Genomic DNA, 21783 nt, shown 5'->3' on the forward strand with positions numbered 1-21783 from the left:
CGCCGGCAAGTTGAGCGACAGGGCCAGCGCCGAACTGGCCGACACCGGCCCGCCGTGCCATCCACCGGGGTGGATGCTTCGCGGGGCAAGCCCGCTCCCACAGGTCCAACCCCGCAGGCTTGAGGCTGATGCAGTACCAGGGGAAACAATTGGCTTGCTCAGTTTCTAGAATCTAGCGCGATCCCCTGTGGGAGCAGGTGTACCCGCGAACACCGGCGGAGCCGGTGCCATGCACCGTGTTGGATTCTTCGCGGGACAAGCCCGCTCCCACAGGTACCCCCGTTGGCTTGAGGCTGATGCAGTACCTGGGGAATCAACTGGCTTGCTCAATTTCCAGAATCTAGCGCGATCCCCTGTGGGAGCGGGTTTACCCGCGAACACCGGCGGAGCCGGTGCCATTCACCGTGTTGGATTCTTCGCGGGACAAGCCCGCTCCCACAGGTCCAACCCCGCAGGCTTGAGGCTGATGCAGTACCTGGGGAAACAACTGGCTTGCTCAATTTCTAGAATCTAGCGCGATCCCCTGTGGGAGCGGGTTTACCCGCGAACACCGGCGGAGCCGGTGCCATGCACCGCACGGCCCCCTTCGCGGCACAACCCCACAATGACCGGTGTTCTCTGCGTGACCGCGCAGCCCAAGGGGCTGTGCAATCTCCCACGATTCATGCACAGGCTTCACTGATCAAGCAGATTCACCGCCCCTTGCGCCGATAGGGGAACACATCGATTACTTTCCCCTCGCGTATTGCCGCCTGCAGGCCCTTCCAGTAGTCGGCGTCATACAACTCCCCGTGCAACCGGCTGAACAACCGCCGCTGGCCGATATCAGCAAACAGGAATGGCGGAAACTCCTCGGGGAACACGTCATGCGGCCCGATCGAATACCACGGCTCGCCCGACATTTCGTCCTCCGGGTAACGCGGCGGTGGAATGTGGCGGAAGTTCACTTCGGTCAGGAAACTGATCTCGTCATAGTCATAGAACACCACTCGGCCATGGCGGGTAACACCAAAATTCTTCAACAGCATGTCACCGGGGAAGATGTTTGCCGCCGCCAGCTGCTTGATGGCCAGGCCGTAATCCTCCAGAGCCTCCAGCACCTGGCCCTCGCTCGCCTGCTCCAGGTACAGGTTCAACGGGGTCATGCGCCGTTCGGTCCAGCAGTGGCGGATCAGCACCGTGTCGCCCTCCACCGCCACCGTCGACGGCGCCACCTCCAGCAACTCGGCCAGGCACTCCGGCTCGAACTTGCTGCGCGGAAAGCGAAAATCGGCAAACTCCTGGGTATCCGCCATCCGCCCCACCCGGTCGACGCTTTTCACCAGCCGGTACTTGTCGATCACCGTGGCACGGTCAACCGTCTTCGACGGCGCAAAGCGGTCCTTGATGATCTTGAACACGGTATTGAAGCCCGGCAACGTGAACACGCTCATGACCATGCCACGCACCCCGGGCGCCATGACGAAGCGGTCGTCACTGCTGGCCAGGTGATTGATCAGGGCGCGGTAGAACTCCGACTTGCCCTGCTTGTAAAAACCGATCGAGGTATACAGCTCGGCAATGTGCTTGCCCGGCAAAATGCGCTTGAGGAAGTTGACGAATTCCGCCGGCACCGGCACATCTGCCATGAAGTACGAGCGGGTAAACGAGAAAATGATCGACACCTCCGCCTCGTCGGTAATCAACGCATCGGCCTCGATGCCGTGGCCCTCACGGTGCAACAAAGGAATTACCAAAGGCCACTGCTCGTCGCTGTTGTACAGGCGACCGACCAGGTAGGCGCCCTTGTTGCGGTACAGCACCGGCACGAACAGCTCCACGGCCAGGGTCGGGTCCTTGCACACCCAGTCGGGCAGGCATTCGCGCAGCTGCTCTTCCAGGCGGGCCAGGTCGCCGTCCAGGTCACCGTAAGGTACATCGAACGGGTAATCCGCGAAGATAGCCCGCAACATGCCCTGCAGGCCGCCAGCAAGCGTGTAGGTGCGGGTTTGCGCAGCACGCTCGCGGCCGCGCATGGACGGCCGGGTGGTGTGGATGAACATGCAGCCGTCGCTGATCAGGTCGTGGCTGAACAGGCTGCAGAACAGCGAGTTGTACCAGGTCTCGGCCAACTCGTCGTCCAGCCGCGGGTCGATCAGGTGGATGTAGGCATTTTTCACCAGCGGCCACTGTTCCACGTCCAGTAGTACTGCTGCGGCAAAGGCATGACGCAGCCAGCCGTTGACCTCAGCGACCTTTTCTTCATACAGATTGATGCGCGCGGCGGCGGCCTGCTGGATAGCCTGCCACTGCGCCTGCTCGAAGCGCTGACGTGCCCCGAGGGTGATGCGTTGGAAATGGTCGCGGTAGTCGTCGAAGCCGGCCAGGATGGTCCGGGCGATTTCGACAGCGGGCCAGGGTTGGGGCATGGCGGGCGCCTCGGTGCAAGGTGAGATAGAGAGCTTAGCCTCCCCCAGTGGATATGCCGGCGATTGGGACCCAGCAGGTTTACACCGCAAGAAAGCACAAGAATCCCCCCGCCCCCTGGCGTACACTCGCGCCCCTGCCCTGCCTCCGGAGACCGTTGTGAGCCCCATCGCCCTAGCCCGCCTGCTGACCTTGGCCGCCGTCTGGGGGGCGAGTTTCCTGTTCATGCGCATCATCGCCCCGGAACTGGGCACCATCCCCACCGCGTTCTTCCGCGTTTCCATTGCCTGCCTGGGCCTGATCGTGATCCTCGCCGCCACCCGGGTGCGCTGGCACTTCGACGGCAAGCTCGGCGCCTGCCTGGTGCTGGGCATGATCAACTCAGGGATCCCGGCGACCTTCTATTCGGTGGCCGCACAAGTGCTGCCCGCCGGCTATTCAGCCATTTTCAACGCCACCACCCCGCTGATGGGCGTACTGATCGGCGCCCTGTTCTTCCGTGAGGCCATGACCCTGACCAAGCTCGGCGGCATCTTCCTCGGTTTGTTCGGCGTCGGCATCCTCAGCGGCGCCGGCCCGGTGGCGCTGGACATGGCCCTGGTGCAAGGCGCCCTCGCCTGCCTTGCCGCCACGACCTGTTACGGGTTTGCCGGCTTCCTCGCGCGGCGCTGGATCAGCGGCCTGGACAGCCGCCTGTCGGCGTTGGGGAGCATGCTCGGTGCTACCTTGATGATGAGCCCGCTGTTCACCTGGAGCGCCCTGACCCAGCCACCGGCGAGCTGGGGCGGCTGGCAGGTATGGCTGTCACTGCTGGGCCTGGGCCTGCTGTGCACTGCCTTCGCCTACATTCTGTACTTCCGCCTGCTGGCCGAGATCGGCCCCGTCAAGGCCAGTACCGTTACCTTCCTGATTCCCGCTTTCGGCGTGCTCTGGGGCGCCTGGCTGCTGGACGAGCCTCTGTCGATGGCGCACCTGTATGGCGGCCTGCTGATCGGTCTGGCGCTGTGGATGGTGCTCAAGCCCGCCCGCCCCTGAACGACTACCCGGGCGGTTTCACCTGTGAAACCGCCCCCCTGCCAGCGTTACCAGAAATTGCCCCGTTCCCTTGCATCGCCGAACAAGTTGCGCCGTGAATGGGCATTTCCGTGCCATATAATAAACCGTGTTTTATATATAAAACACGGCGACTTTGCTCAAGAAAATCCAACCAATTAATAAATAACGATTTTTTATTTAAATGAAGGAAATCATTTAACTGGCATTGTTCATGCACTAAACGGCGTATCACCTATAAAACAGACCAGCGAGTTGATCCCATGGCTGTGAAAGAGATGTACGCAATCACCCCACAGTGGAATACGCCCCGCCTTTGCGATGCACAGGCGCCCACTGAAATCGAGTTTCGCAACGTCGGCAAAGCCTTCACGGCCAAAGGCCAGAGTGAGGCACCGTTCGCCATCCGCGGTGTCAACTTCCAGATCCGCCGTGGTGAGGTGGTGTCGATCATCGGCCCGTCCGGCTGCGGCAAAAGCACCATCCTCAACATGGGTTCGGGCCTGTATCGCCCCAGCGAGGGCGAAGTGCTGGTCAGCGGCGAACCGGTCTTGGGGCCGGTGCCCAAGGTCGCCTTCATGTTGCAGAAGGACCTGCTGATGCCCTGGCGCAGCATCCGCCGCAACGTCGAACTGGGCTTGGAGATCCAGGGCATGCCGGCCGGCCAACGCAAGGTCATCGCCGAAGATCTGCTCGGCCGTTGCCACCTGCAAGGTTTCGCCGACCACTACCCGTTCCAGCTTTCCGGTGGCATGCGCCAGCGTGCTGCCCTGGCGCGCACCCTGGCCATCGACCCGCAGGTGCTGTTCCTCGACGAACCGTTCTCGGCGCTTGATGCGCAGACCAAGATGATTCTCCAGCAAGACCTGGCACGCAAGCTCTTCGAAGAAAAGAAGACCGCGCTGTTCATCACCCATGACCTGGTCGAGGCCATCGCTCTGTCCGACCGATTGCTGGTCATGAGCCCGCGCCCCGGCACGATCATCGAGGAAATCGAGATCGACCTGCCCCACCGCGACAACCCCCTCGAGCGCCGCAAGCTACCGGAAATCGGCCCGCTGGCCGGGCGCCTGATGGACCTGTTGCAGGTCGGTGCCGACCACGAACTGCATTGATCGACGTTCACTACCCCACGGGAGTCAGCATGTTCAATACACCCTTCAAACGCCTGGTCCTCGCCGCGCTCGGCATGGCCCTCGCACTACAGGCCCAGGCCGAGCCGACCAAGGTTACCTACCTGCTACCGGCACCTCCGAGCCTGCCGGCCTTCGCGCCGTGGATCATCGCCAAGGAAAAGGGCTACTACCAGGCCCAGGACCTCGACCTGAGCTTCGTTGCTGCCAAGGGTGGCGTCGACGTGGCCAAGCAGATCGGCGCCGGCAACGCGCTGGTCGGCGGCGCCATCGGCGACACGCCGATCATCGTCCGCCCCAACGGCATCCCGGTGCGTACCGTGGCCGTGCTCGGGGGTGGCGGAGTGACCATGATCGCCACCAACGCCAGCGCCAACATTCACAGCATCAAGGACCTCAAGGGCAAGACCCTGACCGTGATGTCGTACTCCGACACCACCTACTACGCCCTGCTCGCCTCGCTGCGCAAGGCCGGGCTAGGCAAGGACGATGTCGACATCCAGGCCGCTGGCCCATCAGGTGTGTGGCAGCTGTTCTCGGCTAACAAGGCCGAAGCCATGGCCGGCGTGCCCGACTGGGTAATCAACGCCGAAGACGCAGGGCTCAATTACCAGCTGATCCCACGCGAACAGGTGTTCGAGAGCATGGCCCAGGCGATCCTCGCGTCGGACGACGCCATCGAACACCACCCCCAGGTGGTACGTGGCGTGGTCCAGGCCACCTTGCGTGGCTTGCAGGACATCATCGATGACCCCAAGGCCGCCGCCGCCACTTTCGCCCGAGCGGTACCGGCCTATGCCGGCAAGCAAGCGTCGCTGGAAAAGACCCTGCGCCTGTACGTGCAATACGTCTACGCCGGCCAGCCGGTGCCCGGGCGCATCGACCCGGCGCGCCTCGACAGCGTGCGCAGGTTCTACGTCAGCGAAGGCATCGTGCCCCGCGAGTCGCCACTCGACGAGCTCTACAGCAACCAGTTCATCGACACCCAGACCGCAGCCAAGTGAAGCCCCGGCAACCAAGGTAACCCCTGATGAAAAACCTCAACACCTCCGTGCTCGGCAGCTTTGCCCTGCTGTTGTTGTTCCTGTTGCTCTGGCAATGGGGCCCGCGCCTGCTGGGCATGCCCGAGTTCGTCATGCCACCGCTCAGCCGCGTGGTCGAAGAGAGTGCGCTGATGTGGCAGGGCAGCAGCTTGCTCGAGCACACCTTGATCACCGCGTTCGAAATCATCGTTGGCTTCGCCCTCGGCGCACTGCTCGGCGTGTCGATCGGTGTCGCGCTGGGCCTGTCGCCGTCGGCCGAGGCCATGCTCTCGCCGTACATCCTGGCCCTGCAGATCGCCCCCAAGGTGGCGTTCGCCCCGCTGTTCGTGATGTGGCTGGGTTACACCATCTACCCGAAGATCCTCATCGCCATCCTCATCGTGTTCTTCCCGGTGATGATCAACGTGCTCTCGGCCATCCGCACCGTGGACCCGGACATGATCAACCTGGTGCGCACCATGAACGCCAGCCGCTGGCAGATCTTCCGCCTGGTGGAGTTTCCCTCGGCCATGGCTGCGCTGTTCTCCGGCCTGCGCATCGCCTCGACCCTGGCGGTGATCGGCGTCACCGTCGGTGAACTGGTCGGTGGCAACCAGGGCCTGGGCTTCCTGCTGGTGGACGCCGAAGGCCAGGGCAATACCGCCGGTGTGTTCGTGGCCATCGTCATGCTCACCCTGATCGGCGTGCTGGCCTACGGCGCCGTGGTCTGGGCCGAGAAACGCGTGCTGCACTACCTCCCAAAAGCCATGCTGAGTACTTCCTGATGACCTATCACAACCTCCTCGAAGGCCGCCGCGTGCTGGTCACCGGTGGTGCCCGCGGCCTGGGCTTCGCCTTCGCCCAGGCCATTGCCCAGGCCGGTGCCAGGGTGGTGATCGCCGATATCCTCGCCGGCCGCGTGCAACAGGCCGCCTGCGAGCTGAGCGCTCAAGGCCTGGACGTCAGCGGGGTCAGCCTCGACCTCGCCGACCCGGCCTCGATCACCCGCTGCATCGAACGCAGCGTCGAACGCCTGGGCGGCCTCGATGGCCTGGTGAACAACGCCTCGATCACCAACTCAGGCGGCAAAAGCTGCGAAGAATTGGACATCGAGACCTGGGACCAAGTGATGCAGGTGAACGTGCGCGGTACCTGGCTGATGACCCGTGCCGCCCTGCCAGCATTGCGCGCAAGCGGCCGCGGGGCGATCGTCAACCTCGCCTCGGACACCCCGCTGTGGGGCGCGCCGAACCTGCTGGCCTATGTGGCCAGCAAGGGCGCACTGATCGCCATGACCCGCAGCCTGGCACGCGAGCTGGGCGGCGACCGCATCACCATCAACGCCATCGCCCCAGGCTTGGTACAGGTCGAAGCCACTGCCTACGTGCCGGAAGCCCGCCACCGCCTTTACGTCGACCAACGGGCCATCCAGCGCCCACAACTGCCTGACGACGTCAGTGGGGCCGTACTGTTCGCCCTGTCTGACCTGTCGCGCTTCATTACTGGACAAACCCTGCCGGTCAACGGCGGGTTCGTCATGCCCTGAGCAAAGGAGACCGCCATGAACGATCTTTCCGTACCACAGCAAGCGCCGAAGACCTGGGAACAACCGGCAGGCAGCGACCTGGCCGCGTGGATGCAAACCCGCATCGCCCGCTATGAAACCCGCCGCTACGACTGGGACGCGCTGAAGTTCCAGGCCGACTACGACCCCAAGTTCCGCCGCGCGCAGATGCGCTACGTGGGCACCGGCGGTACCGGCGTCGGCAGCGACATGAACACCATCCCGTCCGAGCACTTCACCTTCTCGACCATGGTCATCCCGGCCGGCCACGAGGGGCCGCCCCATCTGCATACCGACGTCGAGGAAGTGTTCTTTGTGCTGCGCGGCAAGTTGAAGGTGGTGATCGAGAAGGACGGCGAACGCTTCGAGACCATCCTTACCGACCGCGACCTGATTTCCGTGCCACCAGGGGTGTACCGCGAAGAGATCAACATCGGCGACGAAGACGCGCTGATGTGCGTGATGCTCGGCGCAAAGAAACCGGTCACCCCCACTTACCCGCCAGCTCACCCGCTGGCCTCGATCAAGCGCGGTTAAGCCCATGCCAGCGCTCACCGACACCTACGTCAGCCAGCTCCAGCACCAGTTCGGCGAACGCCTGCTGCAACTGGGCGATGGCCTGCAGGCGCTCCGCGAGGCCGGCCAGGGCGATGCGGTCGTGCTGCTGCATGGCATCGGCTCGGGCGCGGCGAGCTGGCTGCAGGTGGCCCTCGGCCTGTGCCCCCAAGCCCGAGTGATCGCATGGGATGCCCCCGGCTATGGCCAGTCCGCGCCATTGCCGATGGCCAGGCCACGGGCCAGCGATTACGCCACACGCCTGGCCGACCTGCTCGACGCGCTGGCCGTCGAACGCTGCGTGCTGGTCGGCCATTCGCTCGGTGCAATGATCGCCGCGGCCTTTGCCCAGCGCCACCCAGCGCGGGTCAGCGAACTGGTGCTGTTGAGCCCGGCCCGCGGCTACGGCGCCCGGCCTGAGCAAGGGCAGGCGGTGCGCGACAAGCGCCTGCACGACCTGGCCACGCTGGGCATCGCCCAGCTCGCCGAAGCGCGCAGCGCCCGGTTGGTATCAGCCACTGCCAGGGCCAGCGCCGTGGCGTGGGTGCAGTGGAACATGGCGCGGCTCAACCCGACAGGTTATCGCCAGGCCATCGAACTGCTGTGCGGCGACGACCTGCTGCGTTACCGCGAGCAGCATGTGCCATGCCAGGTGCACTGCGGCAGCGCCGACAGCATCACCCCCGCCGACGACTGCCGGGCACTTGCCCAGGCCCTCGCCGCGCCGTTCCACCTGATCAACGGCGCAGGCCATGCCTGCGCCATCGAACAACCCGAAACGGTGACCGGGCGCCTGGCCTGGGCACTGGACACCTCTTTCACAGGTAGCGTGCAATGAACGATACGGATGCCATGAAGGACAATCAGGACCGCTACACCGTCCCGGGCCTTGAGCGTGGCCTGTTGCTGCTGTGTGAATTCAGCCGGCAGAACCGCACCCTGACCGCCCCCGAGCTGGCCCGCCGCCTGGCCCTGCCGCGCTCGACCATCTTCCGCCTGCTGAGCACCCTGGAAGCCATGGGGTTCGTCACACGCAGCGGCAACGAGTACCGCCTGGGCATGTCGGTATTGCGCCTGGGCTTCGAATACCTGGCCTCGCTGGAGCTGACCGAACTGGGCCAACCCATTCTGGCGCGGCTGTGCGACCACCTCAATTACCCCAGCAACCTGGTGGTGCGCGATGGCCGTTCGATCGTGTATGTGGCCAAGGTCTCGCCACCCTCGGTGTTCTCCAGCGCGGTTACCGTCGGCACCCGCCTGCCGGCCCACGCCACAGTGCTGGGGCGCGTGTTGCTGGCCGACCTGAGCCTGGCCGAACTGCGCGATCTATACCCCGAGGAACATCTCGAACGGCATTCCCCGAGCACGCCGAAAACGGTAATGGAGCTGTTCGACCTGGTCCAGGCCGACCGTCTGCGCGGCTATGTGCACGGCGAGGGCTTCTTCGAATCGACCATCTCCACCCTGGCCTCGCCAGTGCGCGATGCCAGTGGCCGGGTAGCTGCCGCGCTGGGCCTGACCATTCCCACGGCACAGGTGGGCCACATCAACTTCGACAGCCTGCTGGGCCAGGTGCGCGGCAGCGCCGACGAGCTGTCGCGGCTGCTCAACTACCGACCGGGCGCAGGCCAGGTCACCGCGCTGATGAGGGACTGAACATGAACCTCTACCAACTGCACGACAGTACCGCCATTGTTACCGGCGGCTCGTCCGGCATCGGCCTTGCCTGCGTCGAGCTACTGCTCGACGCCGGCGCCCGCGTGGCTTTCTGCGGCCGTAGCGAGGACCGCCTGCGCAGTACCGAAGCCAGCCTGCGCCAGCGCTTTCCGCAGGCCCAGTTGCTAGCCCAGGTGTGCGACGTGCTCGACGCCGAAGCCGTTCAGGCCTTCGCCGCCGCCAGCCAGGACGCACTGGGCCCGGCACAGGTGCTGATCAACAACGCCGGCCAAGGCCGCGTCTCGACCTTCGCCGATACCAGCGATGCCGCCTGGACCGAAGAGCTGCAGCTCAAGTTCTTCTCGGTCATCAACCCGGTGCGTGCCTTCACAGCTCAGCTGCAAGGCCAGCCCGGTGCATCGATCGTATGCGTCAACTCGTTGCTGGCCAGCCAGCCCGAACCCCACATGGTGGCCACCTCGGCGGCTCGCGCCGGGCTGAAGAACCTGGTGCGCTCGATGGCTTTCGAATTCGCCGAACAGGGTATCCGGGTCAACGGCATCCTCATCGGCCTGGTCGAGTCCGGGCAGTGGCGGCGGCGCTTCGAGGCCCGTGACGAGCGTGCGCTGGACTGGGCGCAATGGACCGCCCACCTGGCCCGTCGCAAGCAGATCCCGCTGGGCCGCCTGGGCCTGCCCAAGGAAGCCGCCCAGGCCATCCTGTTCCTCGCTTCGCCATTGTCGTCCTACACCACTGGCAGTCATATCGATGTTTCTGGAGGCTTGTCCCGCCATGCGTAACGAAAACACCGTCACCGTCGGTGCCGTGATCACCGCGTTCCTCGAACAGTGCGAGGTCAAGGCCGCGTTCGGCGTAATCTCGATCCACAACATGCCGATCCTCGACGCCTTTGCCGTGCGTGGCAACATTCGTTTCGTGATGGCCCGTGGCGAAGCCGGTGCCACCAACATGGCCGATGCCTATGCCCGCAGCGTCGGCGGCCTGGGCGTGTGCCTGACCTCCACCGGTACCGCCGCAGGCAACGCCGCCGGGGCCATGGTCGAGGCGCTCACGGCCGGCACCCCGCTGCTGCATATCACCGGGCAGATCGAAACCCCCTACCTGGACCAGGAACTGGCTTACATCCACGAAGCCCGCGACCAGCTGACCATGCTCAAGGCGGTGTCCAAGGCGGCGTTCCGCGTGCGCAGCGTGGAAACCGCACTGAGCACCCTCAAGCTGGCCGTGCAGACTGCCCTCACTGCGCCCACCGGACCGGTCAGTGTGGAGATCCCGATCGACATCCAGTCAGCATTGATCCCGATGCCCGGCGACCTGTCGCCACTGCCGATCCCGGTCGCCGCACCGGCCCCGGAAGCCCTGGACCTGGTCGCCGAACGCCTGGCCAGCGCCACCCGGCCCCTGCTCTGGCTCGGCGGAGGCGCCCGGCATGCCGGTGTGCAGGTCAAGCGCCTGCTGGACATGGGCGTCGGAGTGATCACCTCGACCCAGGGCCGTGGCGTGGTCAACGAAGACGACGAACGCTGCCTGGGCGCGTTCTCGCAGAACAAGCTGGTCGAAGGTTTCATGCAGACCTGTGACGCACTGGTGGTCGCCGGCTCGCGCCTGCGCAGCAACGAAACCTTCAAGTACGCCCTGAAACTGCCACGCACCACCCTGCGCATCGACGCCAACCCGGCCATCGAAGGCCGCAGCTACCCCAGCGACCTGTTCATCTGCGGTGACGCCGCGCTGGCCCTGGAGGGCCTGGCCGACCGCCTGCAGGGCCGCCTGAACATCGACCCGGCGTTCATGGCCGAACTGAAGGCCGTGCGCGCTGAGTCGCGCAAGCAGCTGGTGGCTGACCTCGGCCCTTACTCGGCCATGGTCGAGCAGTTGCAGGCGCAGACCGGGCGCAACTTCACCTGGGTACGCGACGTGACCCTGTCCAACAGCATCTGGGGCAACCGCCTACTCAATCTCTACCACCCGCAAGCCGGCGTGCATGCCCTGGGTGGCGGCATCGGCCAAGGCCTGGCCATGGGCATCGGCGCCGCCATCGCCGCCGCCGAGACCGCACCGGGGCGCAAAGTGTTCGCCCTGGCCGGCGACGGTGGCTTCATCCTCAACCTGGGCGAGCTGGCAACCCTGGTGCAGGAAAAAGCCAACGTAGTGATTCTGCTGATGAACGACCAGCGCTACGGGGTGATCCGCAATATCCAGGACGCCATCTACGGCGCCCGCCATGCCTACGTCGAGCTGCACACGCCCGACTACGCCAAGCTCGCCGAGTCCCTGGGACTGAAACACGGCCTGGTACGCGACCTCAAGGATTTCGGCGCAGTGCTCGACGGCGCGCTGGGCAGCGATGGGCCGTTCCTGCTGGAAGTCGACATGCTCAGTGTCGGCCCATTCGCCACCCGCTTCGCCGGCCCGCCTAACAGCGAAACCCGCTCGCAGAAAGCCACCGCCGCCTGAGGACCCGCCCATGCTGCATATCACCATGATCGGCTGTGGCGCCATCGGCGTGGCCGTGCTGGAACTGCTGGAGCATGACCAACACATGCAGGTAGACACGGTCATCGCCTCGCCCGGCTCCGAAGCGCTGGTCAGGCAGCGCCTGGCCCGCCTGCGCCGGCCGCCGCAGGTGCTGACCGGGCTGGCGGCGGACGCCCGCCCCGACCTGCTGCTGGAGTGCGCCGGTCACCGCGCCGTCGAACAGCACGTGCTACCGGCGCTGGAGCGTGGCATCCCATGCCTGGTGGTCTCGGTCGGTGCGTTGTCCGAGGCGGGCCTGGTCGAGCGCCTGGAAGCGGCAGCGGCGCGCGGCGACACGCGCATCGAGCTGCTGCCCGGCGCCATCGGTGCCATTGATGCGCTGTCGGCTGCCAGAGTCGGCGGTCTGGACAGCGTGGAGTACACCGGGCGCAAGCCGGCCCGGGCCTGGAAGGACACCCCGGCAGAGCAGGCCTGCGCCCTCGACAACCTGCGCGAGGCTACGGTGATCTTCCAGGGCAGTGCGCGAGAAGCCGCCCGCTTGTACCCGAAGAACGCCAACGTCGCCGCCACCCTGTCACTGGCCGGGCTTGGCCTGGACCGCACCTGGGTGACCCTGGTCGCCGACCCGCACAGCGAAGATAACGTGCACCAGGTCAAGGCCCGCGGAACCTTCGGCGGCTTCGAAATCAGCTTGCGCGGCAAGCCGTTGCAGGCCAACCCGAAAACCTCGGCGCTGACCGTCTACAGCGTGGTCCGCGCACTGGGCAACCATGCCCATGCCATTTCCATCTAGGAGATCGCCATGACTCTGGAACAAACCTTACCGGTGTGCATCGCCGGCACCTGGCGCCTGGGCGGCGGCACGCGCTACGCCACCTGCTACCCGGCCACGGGTGAGCCGGTAGCCTGGCTGAATGCTGCCAGCCTGGACGACGTCGAGGCCGCCGTGCAGGGCGCGCACAAGGCCTTCCTGCACAGCGGCTGGGCGCAGCGCAAACCCCACGAACGCGCTGCAGTCCTGTACCGCATCGCTGGGCTGATCCGCGAGCGCGCCGAGGAGCTGGCGCAGCTGCAACGCCAGGACAACGGCAAGCCGATCGCAGAGACCCGCGCGCTGGTCGCCAGCGCCGCCGGTACCTTCCAGTTCTTCGCTGCTGCCTGCGAAACCCTGGAAGAAACCATCACCCCGTCACGTGGCGATTTTGTCAGCATGAGTGTGTACGAGCCGATGGGCGTGGTCGCGGCGATCACGCCGTGGAACTCGCCGATCGCCAGCGAAGCGCAGAAAGTCGCCCCTGCCTTGGCTGCGGGTAATGCCGTGGTGATCAAACCGGCGGAAATCACCCCGCTGCTGGCCCTGCAACTGGCGCGCATCTGTGACGACGCCGGCCTGCCCAAGGGGCTGATCAGCGTGCTGCCGGGCAAGGGTTCGCTGCTCGGCGACGCGCTGACCCGCCACCCACTGGTCAAGCGCGTGTCGTTCACCGGCGGCACCAGCACCGGCAAGCACATTGCTCACATCGCCGCCGACAAGATGATGCCGGTGTCACTGGAGCTGGGCGGCAAATCGCCGACCATCGTGCTGGATGACGCCGACCTCGACCACGCGGTAGCCGGGGTGCTCTACGGCATCTTCAGTTCCTCGGGCGAAGCCTGCATCGCCGGATCCCGGCTTTTCGTCGCCCGCCCCTTGTACGAGCCGTTCATGGCCCGCCTGACCGCCGCCGCCGCGCAGCTGCGCATGGGCGACCCAGCCGACGAGCGCACGCAGATGGGCCCGCTGATCAGCGCCGCGCACCGCGAGTCGGTGGAGCGTTACGTGGCCCTCGGCCTGGCCGAAGGGGGCCGCCTGCGCCTGGGTGGCCAACGCCCGGCCGGCGGCCTGTTCGATCAGGGGTTCTTCTACCCGCCGACCATTCTCGAGGGCCTGGGCAACCAGCAGCAGGTGTGCCAGGAAGAAATCTTCGGGCCGGTGCTGGTGGCCATGCCTTTCGATGACGAGCAAGCGCTGGTCGAACAGGCAAACGACAGCCTCTATGCCTTGGCCGCAGGCATCTGGAGCCGCGACTACAAGCGCGCCTGGGCACTAGGGCGCAAGCTGCAGGCCGGTACGGTGTGGATCAATACCTACAAGCAGTTTTCCATCTCGACACCCTTCGGCGGCTGGCGTGACAGCGGCCTGGGCCGCGAGAAAGGCCGCCTGGGCATCCTGCAGTACATGGAACAGAAAAGCCTCTACTGGGGCATGAACGAACAGCCGCTGGCCTGGGCCGGCGTGGAGGCAGGGCAATGAGCGTATTGGGCATCGACGAAGTCACCTACGGCGTGGAGGACCTGGCCACCAGCGCCCGTTTCTTCAGCGACTGGGGCCTGATTCAGGTCAGTGCTGCTGACGATGAAATCGTCTTCGAAACCCTCAATGGCTGCCGCGTGGTCCTGGCAAGGACTGACAAACCCGGCCTGCCGCCGGCCATCGAGCCGGGCTCGACCGTACGCGAAGTGGTCTGGGGCGTGGAAAGCCAAGCCGACCTTGCCCTGTACAGCCAGCGCATCGCCAACGACCCGGGTTTCGTCGAAGGCAATGGCCGTATCGGCTGCACCGACCCCAACGGCCTGGCGATCCGCCTGCAGGTGACCCGCAAGCGCCCGCTGGAGCTGGAATGCAGCGGCCACAACACCTGGCAGACCAAGGGCCGCATCAACAAGCCGGCGCCGGTCTACGAGCGCGCCACGCCAATCGAAGTCGGCCACGTGGTGTTCTTCGTCACCGACGTCAACGCCTGCGAAGCCTTCTACCACGAGCGCTTCGGCTTCCAGGCCTCGGACCGCTACCCGAATCGCGGGGCCTTCCTGCGCACGGCCGAGGAAGGCGGCCACCACGACCTGTTCATGCTGCAGCTGCCGGCCCCGCGCGCCGGGCTCAACCACGTGGCGTTCACCGTGCGCGACCTGCACGAAGTGTTTGGCGGCGGCATGCATATCTCGCGTTGTGGCTGGGCTACCGAGATCGGCCCGGGCCGCCACCCGGTGTCGTCGGCGTTCTTCTGGTACTTCAAGAATCCGGCAGGCGCCCTGGTGGAGTACTACGCCGACGAGGACCAGCTGACCGCCGACTGGCAACCCCGCGAATTCGAACCGGGGCCGACGGTGTTCGCCGAGTGGGCGATCGCTGGCGGCATCGACGGCAACACCCGGCGCCAGCAGCACGCTGAAGCGCCGCAAGGCAAATTCCTCACCGACAAACCGAAGAACGATTGAGGGCCACTCCATGAGCAGCACCGAGCTTTACCTGCAACCCCACCAGGCGCGCAAGCGCCCCAACACGCCGTTCGAGGACCTGCTCGGCGACTCCATCGAGCGCGCCTACGGCAACGGCGTGAGCCAGCTGGGCGAACTGCTCGCCCACCTTAACCTGGCCGGCCCGCCCTGCCCGCTGACCAGCGGCGAATGGACCGAAGACGCATTCAAAACCCTGATGGCACGGCTGGGCGAGTGACCCGCTGGAGGCAGAACAAGATGAACATGCATGTAACCGTCGACCCTGTTGAACACCATCTGGCCAATGGCCTGAAAGACCTCTGGTTCCCGGTCCTGCCGTCGGAGCTGCTTGGCGAACGGCCAAGGTCGATCCGCCGTCTGGGCTACAAGATCGCCCTGTGGCGCGACAACGATGGCCACGTACACGCCCTCGAGGACCACTGCCCGCACCGCGGTGCACCGCTGTCCCAGGGCCCGGTACTGGGCGACCGCCTGCAGTGCCCTTACCACGGCGTCGAAGTACGCTGCGACGGCACCGTCACCAAGGTGCCCGGCAGCCCGGGCTGCAAGCTTGAAGGCAGCCGGCCGACGCGAATGTTCCACACCCGCGAGGCGGCCGGGGCGATCTTCCTGTTCAACGCCACCGACCCTCACCTGGACACACCGCCTGAACTGGTGCTGCCCGAGCAGCTGACCTCGCCCGAATGGAGCAGCTTCCTTTGCTACACCGAGTGGAAAGGCGACTACCGCTATGTACTCGACAACGTCATGGACCCGATGCACGGCACCTACCTGCACAAAATGTCGCACTCGATGAGCGAGGGCGAGGCCACCGCTAGGTTCGTCACCCGCGACACCGAGCAAGGCTTTGTCTTCGAGAAGGAAGGCCAGCGCGGGGTCAACTTCGACTGGACCGAGTTCCTCGACAACGGCTGCCACTGGCTGCGCCTGGAAATCCCCTACCCGAAAACCGGCGGGCCGGGCGGCAACTTCACCATCATCGGCAGCTACACGCCGAGCAGCCGCGCACTGTCGGCGGTATTCCACTGGCGGGCACGGCCGCTGAGCGGCTGGCTACGCGATACCTGGCGCTTCCTCTACAAGAACCGCCTGGAAGCACGCCACTGGGCGGTGCTGGAGCAGGACCGAGTGCTGCTGGAATTCATGGAGCCTGATGCCAACCAGCGCGAGAACCTGTACCAGCATGACCTCGGCGTGGTGCGTCTGCGCCGCTACCTGAAAGGCAAGGCCAAGGAACAGCTGGCCCTGATCGAAACCCGACAACTGCCGTGAGGTGAGCGATGTCCAACGCATCCACAGTCAGCGCGCTGGTACATACCCTGCGCCATGAGGCCGACGGTATCATCAGCGTCGAGCTGCGGCCCTGGGGCGACACGGTGTTCGCCCCGTTCGAGGCTGGCGCGCACATCGACCTGCACCTGCCAAACGGCCTGGTGCGCAGCTATTCGCTGCTCAATTCGCCCAGCGACCAAGGCCGCTACGTGGTCGGCATTCTGCGCGACCGCAGCAGCCGCGGCGGCTCGCGCTACGTGCACGAGCAACTGCGCGTGGGCACGCAGCTGATCATCTCCCAGCCGCGCAACAACTTCGCCCTCGACACCCGCGCCAGCCACAGTGTGTTGGTGGCCGGCGGCATCGGCATCACACCGATCTACTGCATGTTCCGCCAGCTGCTGGCATCAGGGCGCTCGGCCGAGTTGATCTACTGTGCCCGCTCGCGGCGTGAGGCAGCATTGCTTGAACCGCTGGCGGAACTGGGGGCGAAGGTGGTGTACCACTTCAACGACGAGAAAGGCAGCTTGCCGGACCTGGCTCACTACCTGGCAGGGCGCAGCCCCGACACGCACTTCTACTGCTGCGGGCCCACGCCAATGCTCGACGCGTTCGAGGCAGTGTGCGAGCAGCTGGGGTATGCAAACGCGCATATCGAGCGCTTTACCGCCGTGGAAGTGGCAGCGGCTGCAGATGCCCTGGACCACTACAGCGTCGAATTGAGCAAAAGTGGCAAGACGCTGAGTGTGGAACCTGGCCTGAACCTGCTGGACGTGTTGCTCGAGGCCGGTTGCGATATCGACCATAGCTGCCGTGAAGGCGTGTGTGGCTCGTGCGAGACACGGGTACTGGAAGGCGATATCGACCACCGCGACGGCGTGCTGAGCAAGGCCGAACGTGCGGCCAATGGGTCAATGATGGTCTGTGTGTCGGGCTGCAAGAGCCGGCGCCTGGTGCTCGATCTCTGAAACAATGATGGGTTCTTCGCGGGCTTGCCCGCGAAGGGGCCAGTGCAGACAACCGCAAAACCAGAACGATAACACCACCCTCAGTTCTCGCTTCCAGCCATCCCTCAAAACACCCCTCAAGGCGGTGAGGGCCTGCTGCTGCCTGCGAAAGCTGCTCCCACCTTGCAGGGCACAACATGAACAGATACCTGATCACCCTTGGTCTGCTCGTCACCACCAGCTCTACCCTGGCCTCCGAACCCGGCCCGGCGGCACCCGATCAGCCGCCCAGCACACGCAAGCCGTTCCCGCATATCGCCTGGCGCAGCGACGACGGCCAGAGCAGCCTCGACATCGGCGGCGCCCTGCGCGTGAACTATCGCGACGAGCACTGGGACACCACGGAGAACAATGGCCGCTTCCTCTTCGACACCTTCCGCCTCGATGTTCAGGCCAGCCACCGCCGGCTGTTCAGTGATGTCGGCTACTGGTTCCAGGACGACGGCAAGCATGCCATCGACCGCGGCTTCGTCGGCTACCGCATCAACCCCGAGTCCAACCTGCAACTGGGCGCACCTTTCAAGCCCTTCGGTCTTGAGCCCTACCCACAGTTCGGCTGGAGCTACCACATCCCGTTCTTCATGGGCTACGGCGTCAGCGCAGGTACGGGGGTGAAATACAGCTACAAGGACAGTGCCTGGGACCTGCAGCTGGGTTACTTCCCACGCATGCTGCCAACGGGCATCCGCTACTCGCCTGAAGTCGGCCGCTTCAGCGACCTGGACGACAATGCCGTGGCCATCAGCCAGTCGCGCCAGGACAACGAAAAGCGCAACCAGGTCAATGCCCGCATCGCCCGCACCTTCAACGGCGACGGCTGGAAGACCGAACTCGGCGCGTCGCTGGCCACTGCCGAACTGTATAACGCCACCACCCATGACGATGGCGACTACTGGGCAGCAGGTGTGCATGCACTGGTCAACCGCGGCAACTGGACGGTCACCGGCCAGGCCATCCGCTACGCGTACGATCCGCGTAACCCGGCGGGTGTCAGCGACGACGCGGTGCTGATGGGCGGCAACGGCCTGACCCCGGCCTACCTGATCGCGTCGAAGGCGACCATTGCCGCGCTCAACGTCGGTTATGACGTGTACACGCCGGGCTTGGGGCGGCTCAAGAAGGTCAAGCTGTACACCGACTACAGCCGAATGATGAAGGACAAGCACGACTGGGATGATTCACAGATGTTCACCGTGGGCATGCAGTTCCTGGCAATGCCGGTCATGGCCTGGGTCGACCTGACCTGGGCGCGCAATGCCAACCCGTTTGGTGGGGCGGAGAACGGCACTGGGTGGACCAGCACCAGCTCGGTGGGCAGCAATGACTGGTATTACCGGACCAACATCAACATCGGCTATTACTTCTGAATCGCTGGGGGCGCTTTGCGCCCCTTTCGCGACGCAAGGCGGCTTCTGCAACAGCCCTGCGTATGCCGAACAGTGCGGGTTCAAGAATATCGCAGACAGGGCGACAAAACGGCTTTAGGATAAGCCCCCATTCAACTCACCTGTCACCTCATGCCCTCCGACTACAAGATCGTGCTCTGGCGCCTTGAGCAGGACGCCCACGGCTACCCGCCGGCCTCGGTCGAAGGCCTGTGGGCAAAACGCACCGCAACGGGCTTCCAGGTCGATAGCCTGCCCTTTTACACCTACGGTATCGCTCCCGGCGACATCATCGACACCACCGAGGACGGTGAGCAATCCTGGTTCGCTGCCCTGCAACAGAGCGGTGGCGCTTCGGTGTTTCGCGTTCGGGTGAAGACCGCCGCCGAACTGGAACAGGTACGCACGGCCATCGAAGAGTTCGGCTGCCCGTGCCAGGCCGAACCGGCCGTGAGAATGCTGGCCGTCGAAGTCCCGCCAGCGCTCGCCCTCGACACCCTGCTCTACTACCTGCTGACCCAGCGCGAAGCCGGCACCCTGGACTTCGAGGAAGGCGTGTTGCGCCACACCATCCCCGAAGAATTCCGCTAGGCGTTACGCCTCGGCCAGCCGCGCCGCCGGCTTGCGGAACACGAACAGCAGGCCGATCACGATCAGCCCCATGCCCAGCAGGCTCAGCGGCGCCAGTCGGTTACCGAAGATCAGCAAGTCCATCACCGCAGTCACCGCCGGCACCAGGTAGAACAAGCTGGTGACGTTGACCAGGTTGCCCTTGGCGATCAACCGATACAGCAACAGGGTCGCCAGCAGCGACACCACCAGCCCCATCCACAACAGCGCGCCGACGAAGCCGCCGGTCCACTCCACGTGCAGCGGTTGCAGCGGTGCGAACACCGCGCACAGGGCGAAGCCGGCGATGTACTGCAATGGCAGCGTACCCATTGGGTTGTCGGTAATGCGCTTCTGCAGGATCGAGCCAAAGGTCATGCTGGCCAGCGCCAACAGTGCGAACAGCATGCCGAGCAGCGATACCCCACCCAGGTTGATGCCTTGGTAGACCACCATCACCAGTCCGCCAAGCCCCAGGCCCAAGCCGAACAACCGGCTCCAGGAGCGCTGGCGCTCCATCAGTACCACGGTAAGGATCGGTTGCACGCCCATCACCGTGGCCATTACGCCGGGGGTGACATGGGTGTTGAGCGCTAACAGGTAGAAGATCTGGTAAGCGCCCAGCAGCACGCAGCCGGTTCCCAGGGCGCGCAGGATGGCCCCGCGACTGCGCGGCCAGCGCAACCCCAGTAACGGCCCGATCAGCAGCAGGCCAGCCAGGGCCAGGGCCGAGCGCAACAACAGGAATGCGAACGGGCTGGCATGCGCCAGGCCCAGCTTGGAGACGATCGCGCCGCTGCTCCACAGCAGTACGAACAGGCTGGTAGTGGCCGCCGAGGCCACGGATGCTTTGTTGAAAACAGACATGTATTGCCACCTGGTATAAGGCGAAGAAGCCAGACGGCCAGCGTGCGCTTCAGCGGAGGAAGGCGCCGACCGTGTTCAGTAGGTTGCGTGTGCGAAAGGCTGCGGCAAGAAGCCGCTCAGCCCAGCACGACCACGCAAAGCGGCGGAGCTACGCCGCCTACAACGCCACTGACAGGTGGTGGGTAGTGACTGATCATGACCGGCTGCTGGCTGCCACGCACGACCATGCCCGCGACTGGCGCGATGGCAAAGCGTGTGGTGGAAGGTTTGGCTGGCATGATCGGGTCGGTCTTCGAAGAAGGTAGGTGTTCTGGAATATAGCGGTGAATCGAGGGTTGGGCAACAGCCTGATCCGGCCCCTTCGCGGGCAAGCCCGCCGCCACAGGGACCGCGCAGGGTGCAAAGTTGGCGCGGTCCTGGTGGGAGCGGGTCTACCCGCGAAGCGCCCAGGCCTGCCTTAGAACAACCAGCGGTAAAGCAGGTAAGCCACCACCACCGCCAGCACGGGCCGCAGTACGCGGTAGGCCTTGGGGTTGGCGCGCTTGAACTGCTTCACGTGGGTGCTGATCTTGTTGCTGAAGCGCTTGCTCCAGGCATACGCCTGGTTGATCCCGCCCACACGCTCGTCATCGGTGTTCTGCGGCGCGGTAGCGCGGCCCAGGAAGGCGCTGACCTTGCGGTTGATACGGGTCATCAGCGGGCTGCTCAGCGGGCGTTCGATGTCGCAGAACAGGATCACCCGGGTGACATCGGTCTCGTTCTTGACCCAGTGCACGTAGGTTTCGTCGAACATCACGTCTTCGCCGTCACGCCAGGCGTACTGCTCACCATCGACGTAGATGCGGCAGGCGTCGGAGTTCGGGGTGGACAGCCCCAGGTGGTAGCGCAGCGAACCGGCAAAGGGGTCGCGGTGCGGGTTCAGATGGCTACCGCCGGGCAGCAGGGCGAACATCGCACCCTTGACGTTGGGGATACTGCTGACCAGTTCGACAGTACGCGGGCACAGGGTTTCGGCCGAAGGCAGGGGCTTGTCGTACCATTTCAGGTAAAAGCGCTTCCAGCCCTTTTTGAAGAACGAACCGAAACCGGCGTCGTTGTCTTTTTCGGCAGCGCGAATGTAGCCCTCGTCGAACAGACGCATGGCCTCCTCGCGGATTTCCTGCCAGTTGTCCTTCAGCACATCCAGCTCGGGGAAACGCTGCCGGTCCAGGTAAGGCTTGGACGGCACGCCGGAGAACAGGTACATCAAGGCGTTATACGGGGCAAACAGCGCCGAATGGTTGACGAACTGGCGCAACACCGGCAGGCGAGCCTTGCCGCGCAGGTGCACGAACAGCACACTGCCGAAAAACACCAGCAAGACACCCGCCTTGGCTGCAAAGGAAAAGGTCATGCTTTCACTCCTTGGAGAAGAGCCAGGGCTGCGCGGCCTGCTCTCCGGAAAATCATCCTGCCATCATAAACCGATCCCGCCGA

The 21783-nt window shown here is 64.8% G+C and carries 22 protein-coding genes; 18 read left to right on the forward strand and 4 right to left on the reverse strand.

The window, feature by feature from the left end; translation table 11 throughout:
- Window positions 1-692 precede the first annotated feature (692 nt).
- Entirely contained in the window at window positions 693-2408 is a 1716-nt protein-coding gene (gene aceK / locus OO258_RS16060; RefSeq protein WP_266031547.1) for a bifunctional isocitrate dehydrogenase kinase/phosphatase, read from the reverse strand.
- Window positions 2409-2565: 157 nt separating this feature from the next.
- Here aceK and OO258_RS16065 point away from each other — a divergent pair, with 157 nt between their 5' ends.
- The 18 genes from OO258_RS16065 to OO258_RS16150 all read left to right on the forward strand — a co-directional run bounded on the left by OO258_RS16065 (window position 2566) and on the right by OO258_RS16150 (window position 19422).
- Window positions 2566-3441 (forward strand): DMT family transporter, encoded by an 876-nt coding sequence (locus OO258_RS16065; RefSeq protein WP_266031549.1) that lies wholly within the window; start codon window positions 2566-2568, stop codon window positions 3439-3441.
- A 296-nt stretch (window positions 3442-3737) separates the two neighbouring features.
- Window positions 3738-4574 (forward strand): ABC transporter ATP-binding protein, encoded by an 837-nt coding sequence (locus OO258_RS16070; protein ID WP_266031758.1) that lies wholly within the window; start codon window positions 3738-3740, stop codon window positions 4572-4574.
- Window positions 4575-4603: 29 nt separating this feature from the next.
- A complete protein-coding gene (locus OO258_RS16075; RefSeq protein ID WP_266031551.1) occupies window positions 4604-5596 on the forward strand; it encodes an ABC transporter substrate-binding protein in 993 nt (330 codons plus the stop codon).
- Between the two features lie 26 nt (window positions 5597-5622).
- A complete protein-coding gene (locus OO258_RS16080; protein WP_266031552.1) occupies window positions 5623-6399 on the forward strand; it encodes an ABC transporter permease in 777 nt (258 codons plus the stop codon).
- Window positions 6399-7160 (forward strand): SDR family oxidoreductase, encoded by a 762-nt coding sequence (locus OO258_RS16085; RefSeq protein WP_266031554.1) that lies wholly within the window; start codon window positions 6399-6401, stop codon window positions 7158-7160. Before OO258_RS16080 ends, OO258_RS16085 begins: the two co-directional genes overlap by 1 nt.
- Window positions 7161-7175: 15 nt before the next feature.
- Window positions 7176-7715: a cupin domain-containing protein gene (locus tag OO258_RS16090; RefSeq protein ID WP_266031556.1), complete on the forward strand. Its 540-nt coding sequence runs from the start codon at window positions 7176-7178 to the stop codon at window positions 7713-7715.
- A gap of 4 nt (window positions 7716-7719) precedes the next feature.
- On the forward strand, window positions 7720-8571 hold the full coding sequence (locus tag OO258_RS16095) for an alpha/beta fold hydrolase (protein WP_266031558.1): 852 nt from the start codon (window positions 7720-7722) through the stop codon (window positions 8569-8571).
- Window positions 8568-9389, forward strand: coding sequence for an IclR family transcriptional regulator (locus OO258_RS16100; protein WP_266031560.1), 822 nt, complete (start codon window positions 8568-8570; stop codon window positions 9387-9389). The genes OO258_RS16095 and OO258_RS16100 overlap by 4 nt, the downstream gene beginning before the upstream one ends.
- A 2-nt stretch (window positions 9390-9391) precedes the next feature.
- Window positions 9392-10189, forward strand: a complete 798-nt coding sequence (locus OO258_RS16105; RefSeq protein ID WP_266031562.1) for an SDR family oxidoreductase — start codon at window positions 9392-9394, stop codon at window positions 10187-10189.
- Window positions 10182-11867, forward strand: coding sequence for a thiamine pyrophosphate-binding protein (locus OO258_RS16110; RefSeq protein WP_266031564.1), 1686 nt, complete (start codon window positions 10182-10184; stop codon window positions 11865-11867). The genes OO258_RS16105 and OO258_RS16110 overlap by 8 nt, the downstream gene beginning before the upstream one ends.
- A gap of 10 nt (window positions 11868-11877) precedes the next feature.
- Complete coding sequence (locus tag OO258_RS16115; RefSeq protein WP_266031565.1) at window positions 11878-12681, forward strand: aspartate dehydrogenase; 804 nt, start codon at window positions 11878-11880, stop codon at window positions 12679-12681.
- A 9-nt stretch (window positions 12682-12690) separates the two neighbouring features.
- A complete protein-coding gene (locus OO258_RS16120; RefSeq protein WP_266031568.1) occupies window positions 12691-14181 on the forward strand; it encodes an aldehyde dehydrogenase in 1491 nt (496 codons plus the stop codon).
- Window positions 14178-15146 (forward strand): VOC family protein, encoded by a 969-nt coding sequence (locus OO258_RS16125; protein WP_266031570.1) that lies wholly within the window; start codon window positions 14178-14180, stop codon window positions 15144-15146. The genes OO258_RS16120 and OO258_RS16125 overlap by 4 nt, the downstream gene beginning before the upstream one ends.
- 10 nt (window positions 15147-15156) lie before the next feature.
- Window positions 15157-15384 carry a recombinase-like helix-turn-helix domain-containing protein gene (locus OO258_RS16130; RefSeq protein ID WP_266031572.1) on the forward strand — a complete coding sequence of 76 codons (228 nt, stop codon included), beginning with the start codon at window positions 15157-15159 and terminating at the stop codon, window positions 15382-15384.
- A 20-nt stretch (window positions 15385-15404) separates the two neighbouring features.
- Window positions 15405-16439 carry an aromatic ring-hydroxylating oxygenase subunit alpha gene (locus OO258_RS16135; protein ID WP_266031574.1) on the forward strand — a complete coding sequence of 345 codons (1035 nt, stop codon included), beginning with the start codon at window positions 15405-15407 and terminating at the stop codon, window positions 16437-16439.
- A gap of 8 nt (window positions 16440-16447) precedes the next feature.
- Window positions 16448-17407, forward strand: coding sequence for a PDR/VanB family oxidoreductase (locus tag OO258_RS16140; RefSeq protein WP_266031576.1), 960 nt, complete (start codon window positions 16448-16450; stop codon window positions 17405-17407).
- 176 nt (window positions 17408-17583) lie between these two features.
- Window positions 17584-18813: a hypothetical protein gene (locus OO258_RS16145; protein ID WP_266031578.1), complete on the forward strand. Its 1230-nt coding sequence runs from the start codon at window positions 17584-17586 to the stop codon at window positions 18811-18813.
- 150 nt (window positions 18814-18963) lie between these two features.
- The gene (locus OO258_RS16150) at window positions 18964-19422 is read left to right on the forward strand and encodes a DUF4265 domain-containing protein (RefSeq protein WP_266031579.1); all 459 of its coding nucleotides are present in this window, start codon (window positions 18964-18966) and stop codon (window positions 19420-19422) included.
- Between the two features lie 3 nt (window positions 19423-19425).
- On the opposite strand, the gene OO258_RS16155 is transcribed toward OO258_RS16150, so the two are convergent.
- The 3 genes from OO258_RS16155 to OO258_RS16165 all read right to left on the reverse strand — a co-directional run bounded on the left by OO258_RS16155 (window position 19426) and on the right by OO258_RS16165 (window position 21700).
- Complete coding sequence (locus OO258_RS16155) at window positions 19426-20307, reverse strand: DMT family transporter (protein ID WP_266031581.1); 882 nt, start codon at window positions 20305-20307, stop codon at window positions 19426-19428.
- A gap of 116 nt (window positions 20308-20423) precedes the next feature.
- Window positions 20424-20585: a hypothetical protein gene (locus OO258_RS16160; RefSeq protein ID WP_266031583.1), complete on the reverse strand. Its 162-nt coding sequence runs from the start codon at window positions 20583-20585 to the stop codon at window positions 20424-20426.
- A gap of 179 nt (window positions 20586-20764) precedes the next feature.
- Window positions 20765-21700, reverse strand: coding sequence for an aspartyl/asparaginyl beta-hydroxylase domain-containing protein (locus tag OO258_RS16165; RefSeq protein ID WP_110743738.1), 936 nt, complete (start codon window positions 21698-21700; stop codon window positions 20765-20767).
- Window positions 21701-21783: the final 83 nt, after the last annotated feature.

Origin of the sequence: Pseudomonas sp. DCB_BI (genome assembly GCF_026240995.1) — a bacterium.
GTDB lineage: Bacteria > Pseudomonadota > Gammaproteobacteria > Pseudomonadales > Pseudomonadaceae > Aquipseudomonas.

Excerpts from the sequence above, each read along its gene's own strand:
- OO258_RS16080 (WP_266031552.1), top strand. The coding sequence starts at position 5,623 with ATGAAAAACCTCAACACCTCCGTGCTCGGCAGCTTTGCCCTGCTGTTG.
- OO258_RS16090 (WP_266031556.1), top strand. The coding sequence starts at position 7,176 with ATGAACGATCTTTCCGTACCACAGCAAGCGCCGAAGACCTGGGAACAA.
- OO258_RS16165 (WP_110743738.1), bottom strand. The coding sequence starts at position 21,700 with ATGACCTTTTCCTTTGCAGCCAAGGCGGGTGTCTTGCTGGTGTTTTTC.
- OO258_RS16100 (WP_266031560.1), top strand. The coding sequence starts at position 8,568 with ATGAACGATACGGATGCCATGAAGGACAATCAGGACCGCTACACCGTC.
- OO258_RS16110 (WP_266031564.1), top strand. The coding sequence starts at position 10,182 with ATGCGTAACGAAAACACCGTCACCGTCGGTGCCGTGATCACCGCGTTC.
- OO258_RS16075 (WP_266031551.1), top strand. The coding sequence starts at position 4,604 with ATGTTCAATACACCCTTCAAACGCCTGGTCCTCGCCGCGCTCGGCATG.
- OO258_RS16140 (WP_266031576.1), top strand. The coding sequence starts at position 16,448 with ATGTCCAACGCATCCACAGTCAGCGCGCTGGTACATACCCTGCGCCAT.
- OO258_RS16070 (WP_266031758.1), top strand. The coding sequence starts at position 3,738 with ATGTACGCAATCACCCCACAGTGGAATACGCCCCGCCTTTGCGATGCA.
- OO258_RS16150 (WP_266031579.1), top strand. The coding sequence starts at position 18,964 with ATGCCCTCCGACTACAAGATCGTGCTCTGGCGCCTTGAGCAGGACGCC.
- OO258_RS16155 (WP_266031581.1), bottom strand. The coding sequence starts at position 20,307 with ATGTCTGTTTTCAACAAAGCATCCGTGGCCTCGGCGGCCACTACCAGC.
- aceK (WP_266031547.1), bottom strand. The coding sequence starts at position 2,408 with ATGCCCCAACCCTGGCCCGCTGTCGAAATCGCCCGGACCATCCTGGCC.
- OO258_RS16120 (WP_266031568.1), top strand. The coding sequence starts at position 12,691 with ATGACTCTGGAACAAACCTTACCGGTGTGCATCGCCGGCACCTGGCGC.
- OO258_RS16125 (WP_266031570.1), top strand. The coding sequence starts at position 14,178 with ATGAGCGTATTGGGCATCGACGAAGTCACCTACGGCGTGGAGGACCTG.
- OO258_RS16095 (WP_266031558.1), top strand. The coding sequence starts at position 7,720 with ATGCCAGCGCTCACCGACACCTACGTCAGCCAGCTCCAGCACCAGTTC.
- OO258_RS16105 (WP_266031562.1), top strand. The coding sequence starts at position 9,392 with ATGAACCTCTACCAACTGCACGACAGTACCGCCATTGTTACCGGCGGC.
- OO258_RS16130 (WP_266031572.1), top strand. The coding sequence starts at position 15,157 with ATGAGCAGCACCGAGCTTTACCTGCAACCCCACCAGGCGCGCAAGCGC.
- OO258_RS16160 (WP_266031583.1), bottom strand. The coding sequence starts at position 20,585 with ATGCCAGCCAAACCTTCCACCACACGCTTTGCCATCGCGCCAGTCGCG.
- OO258_RS16115 (WP_266031565.1), top strand. The coding sequence starts at position 11,878 with ATGCTGCATATCACCATGATCGGCTGTGGCGCCATCGGCGTGGCCGTG.
- OO258_RS16085 (WP_266031554.1), top strand. The coding sequence starts at position 6,399 with ATGACCTATCACAACCTCCTCGAAGGCCGCCGCGTGCTGGTCACCGGT.
- OO258_RS16135 (WP_266031574.1), top strand. The coding sequence starts at position 15,405 with ATGAACATGCATGTAACCGTCGACCCTGTTGAACACCATCTGGCCAAT.
- OO258_RS16145 (WP_266031578.1), top strand. The coding sequence starts at position 17,584 with ATGAACAGATACCTGATCACCCTTGGTCTGCTCGTCACCACCAGCTCT.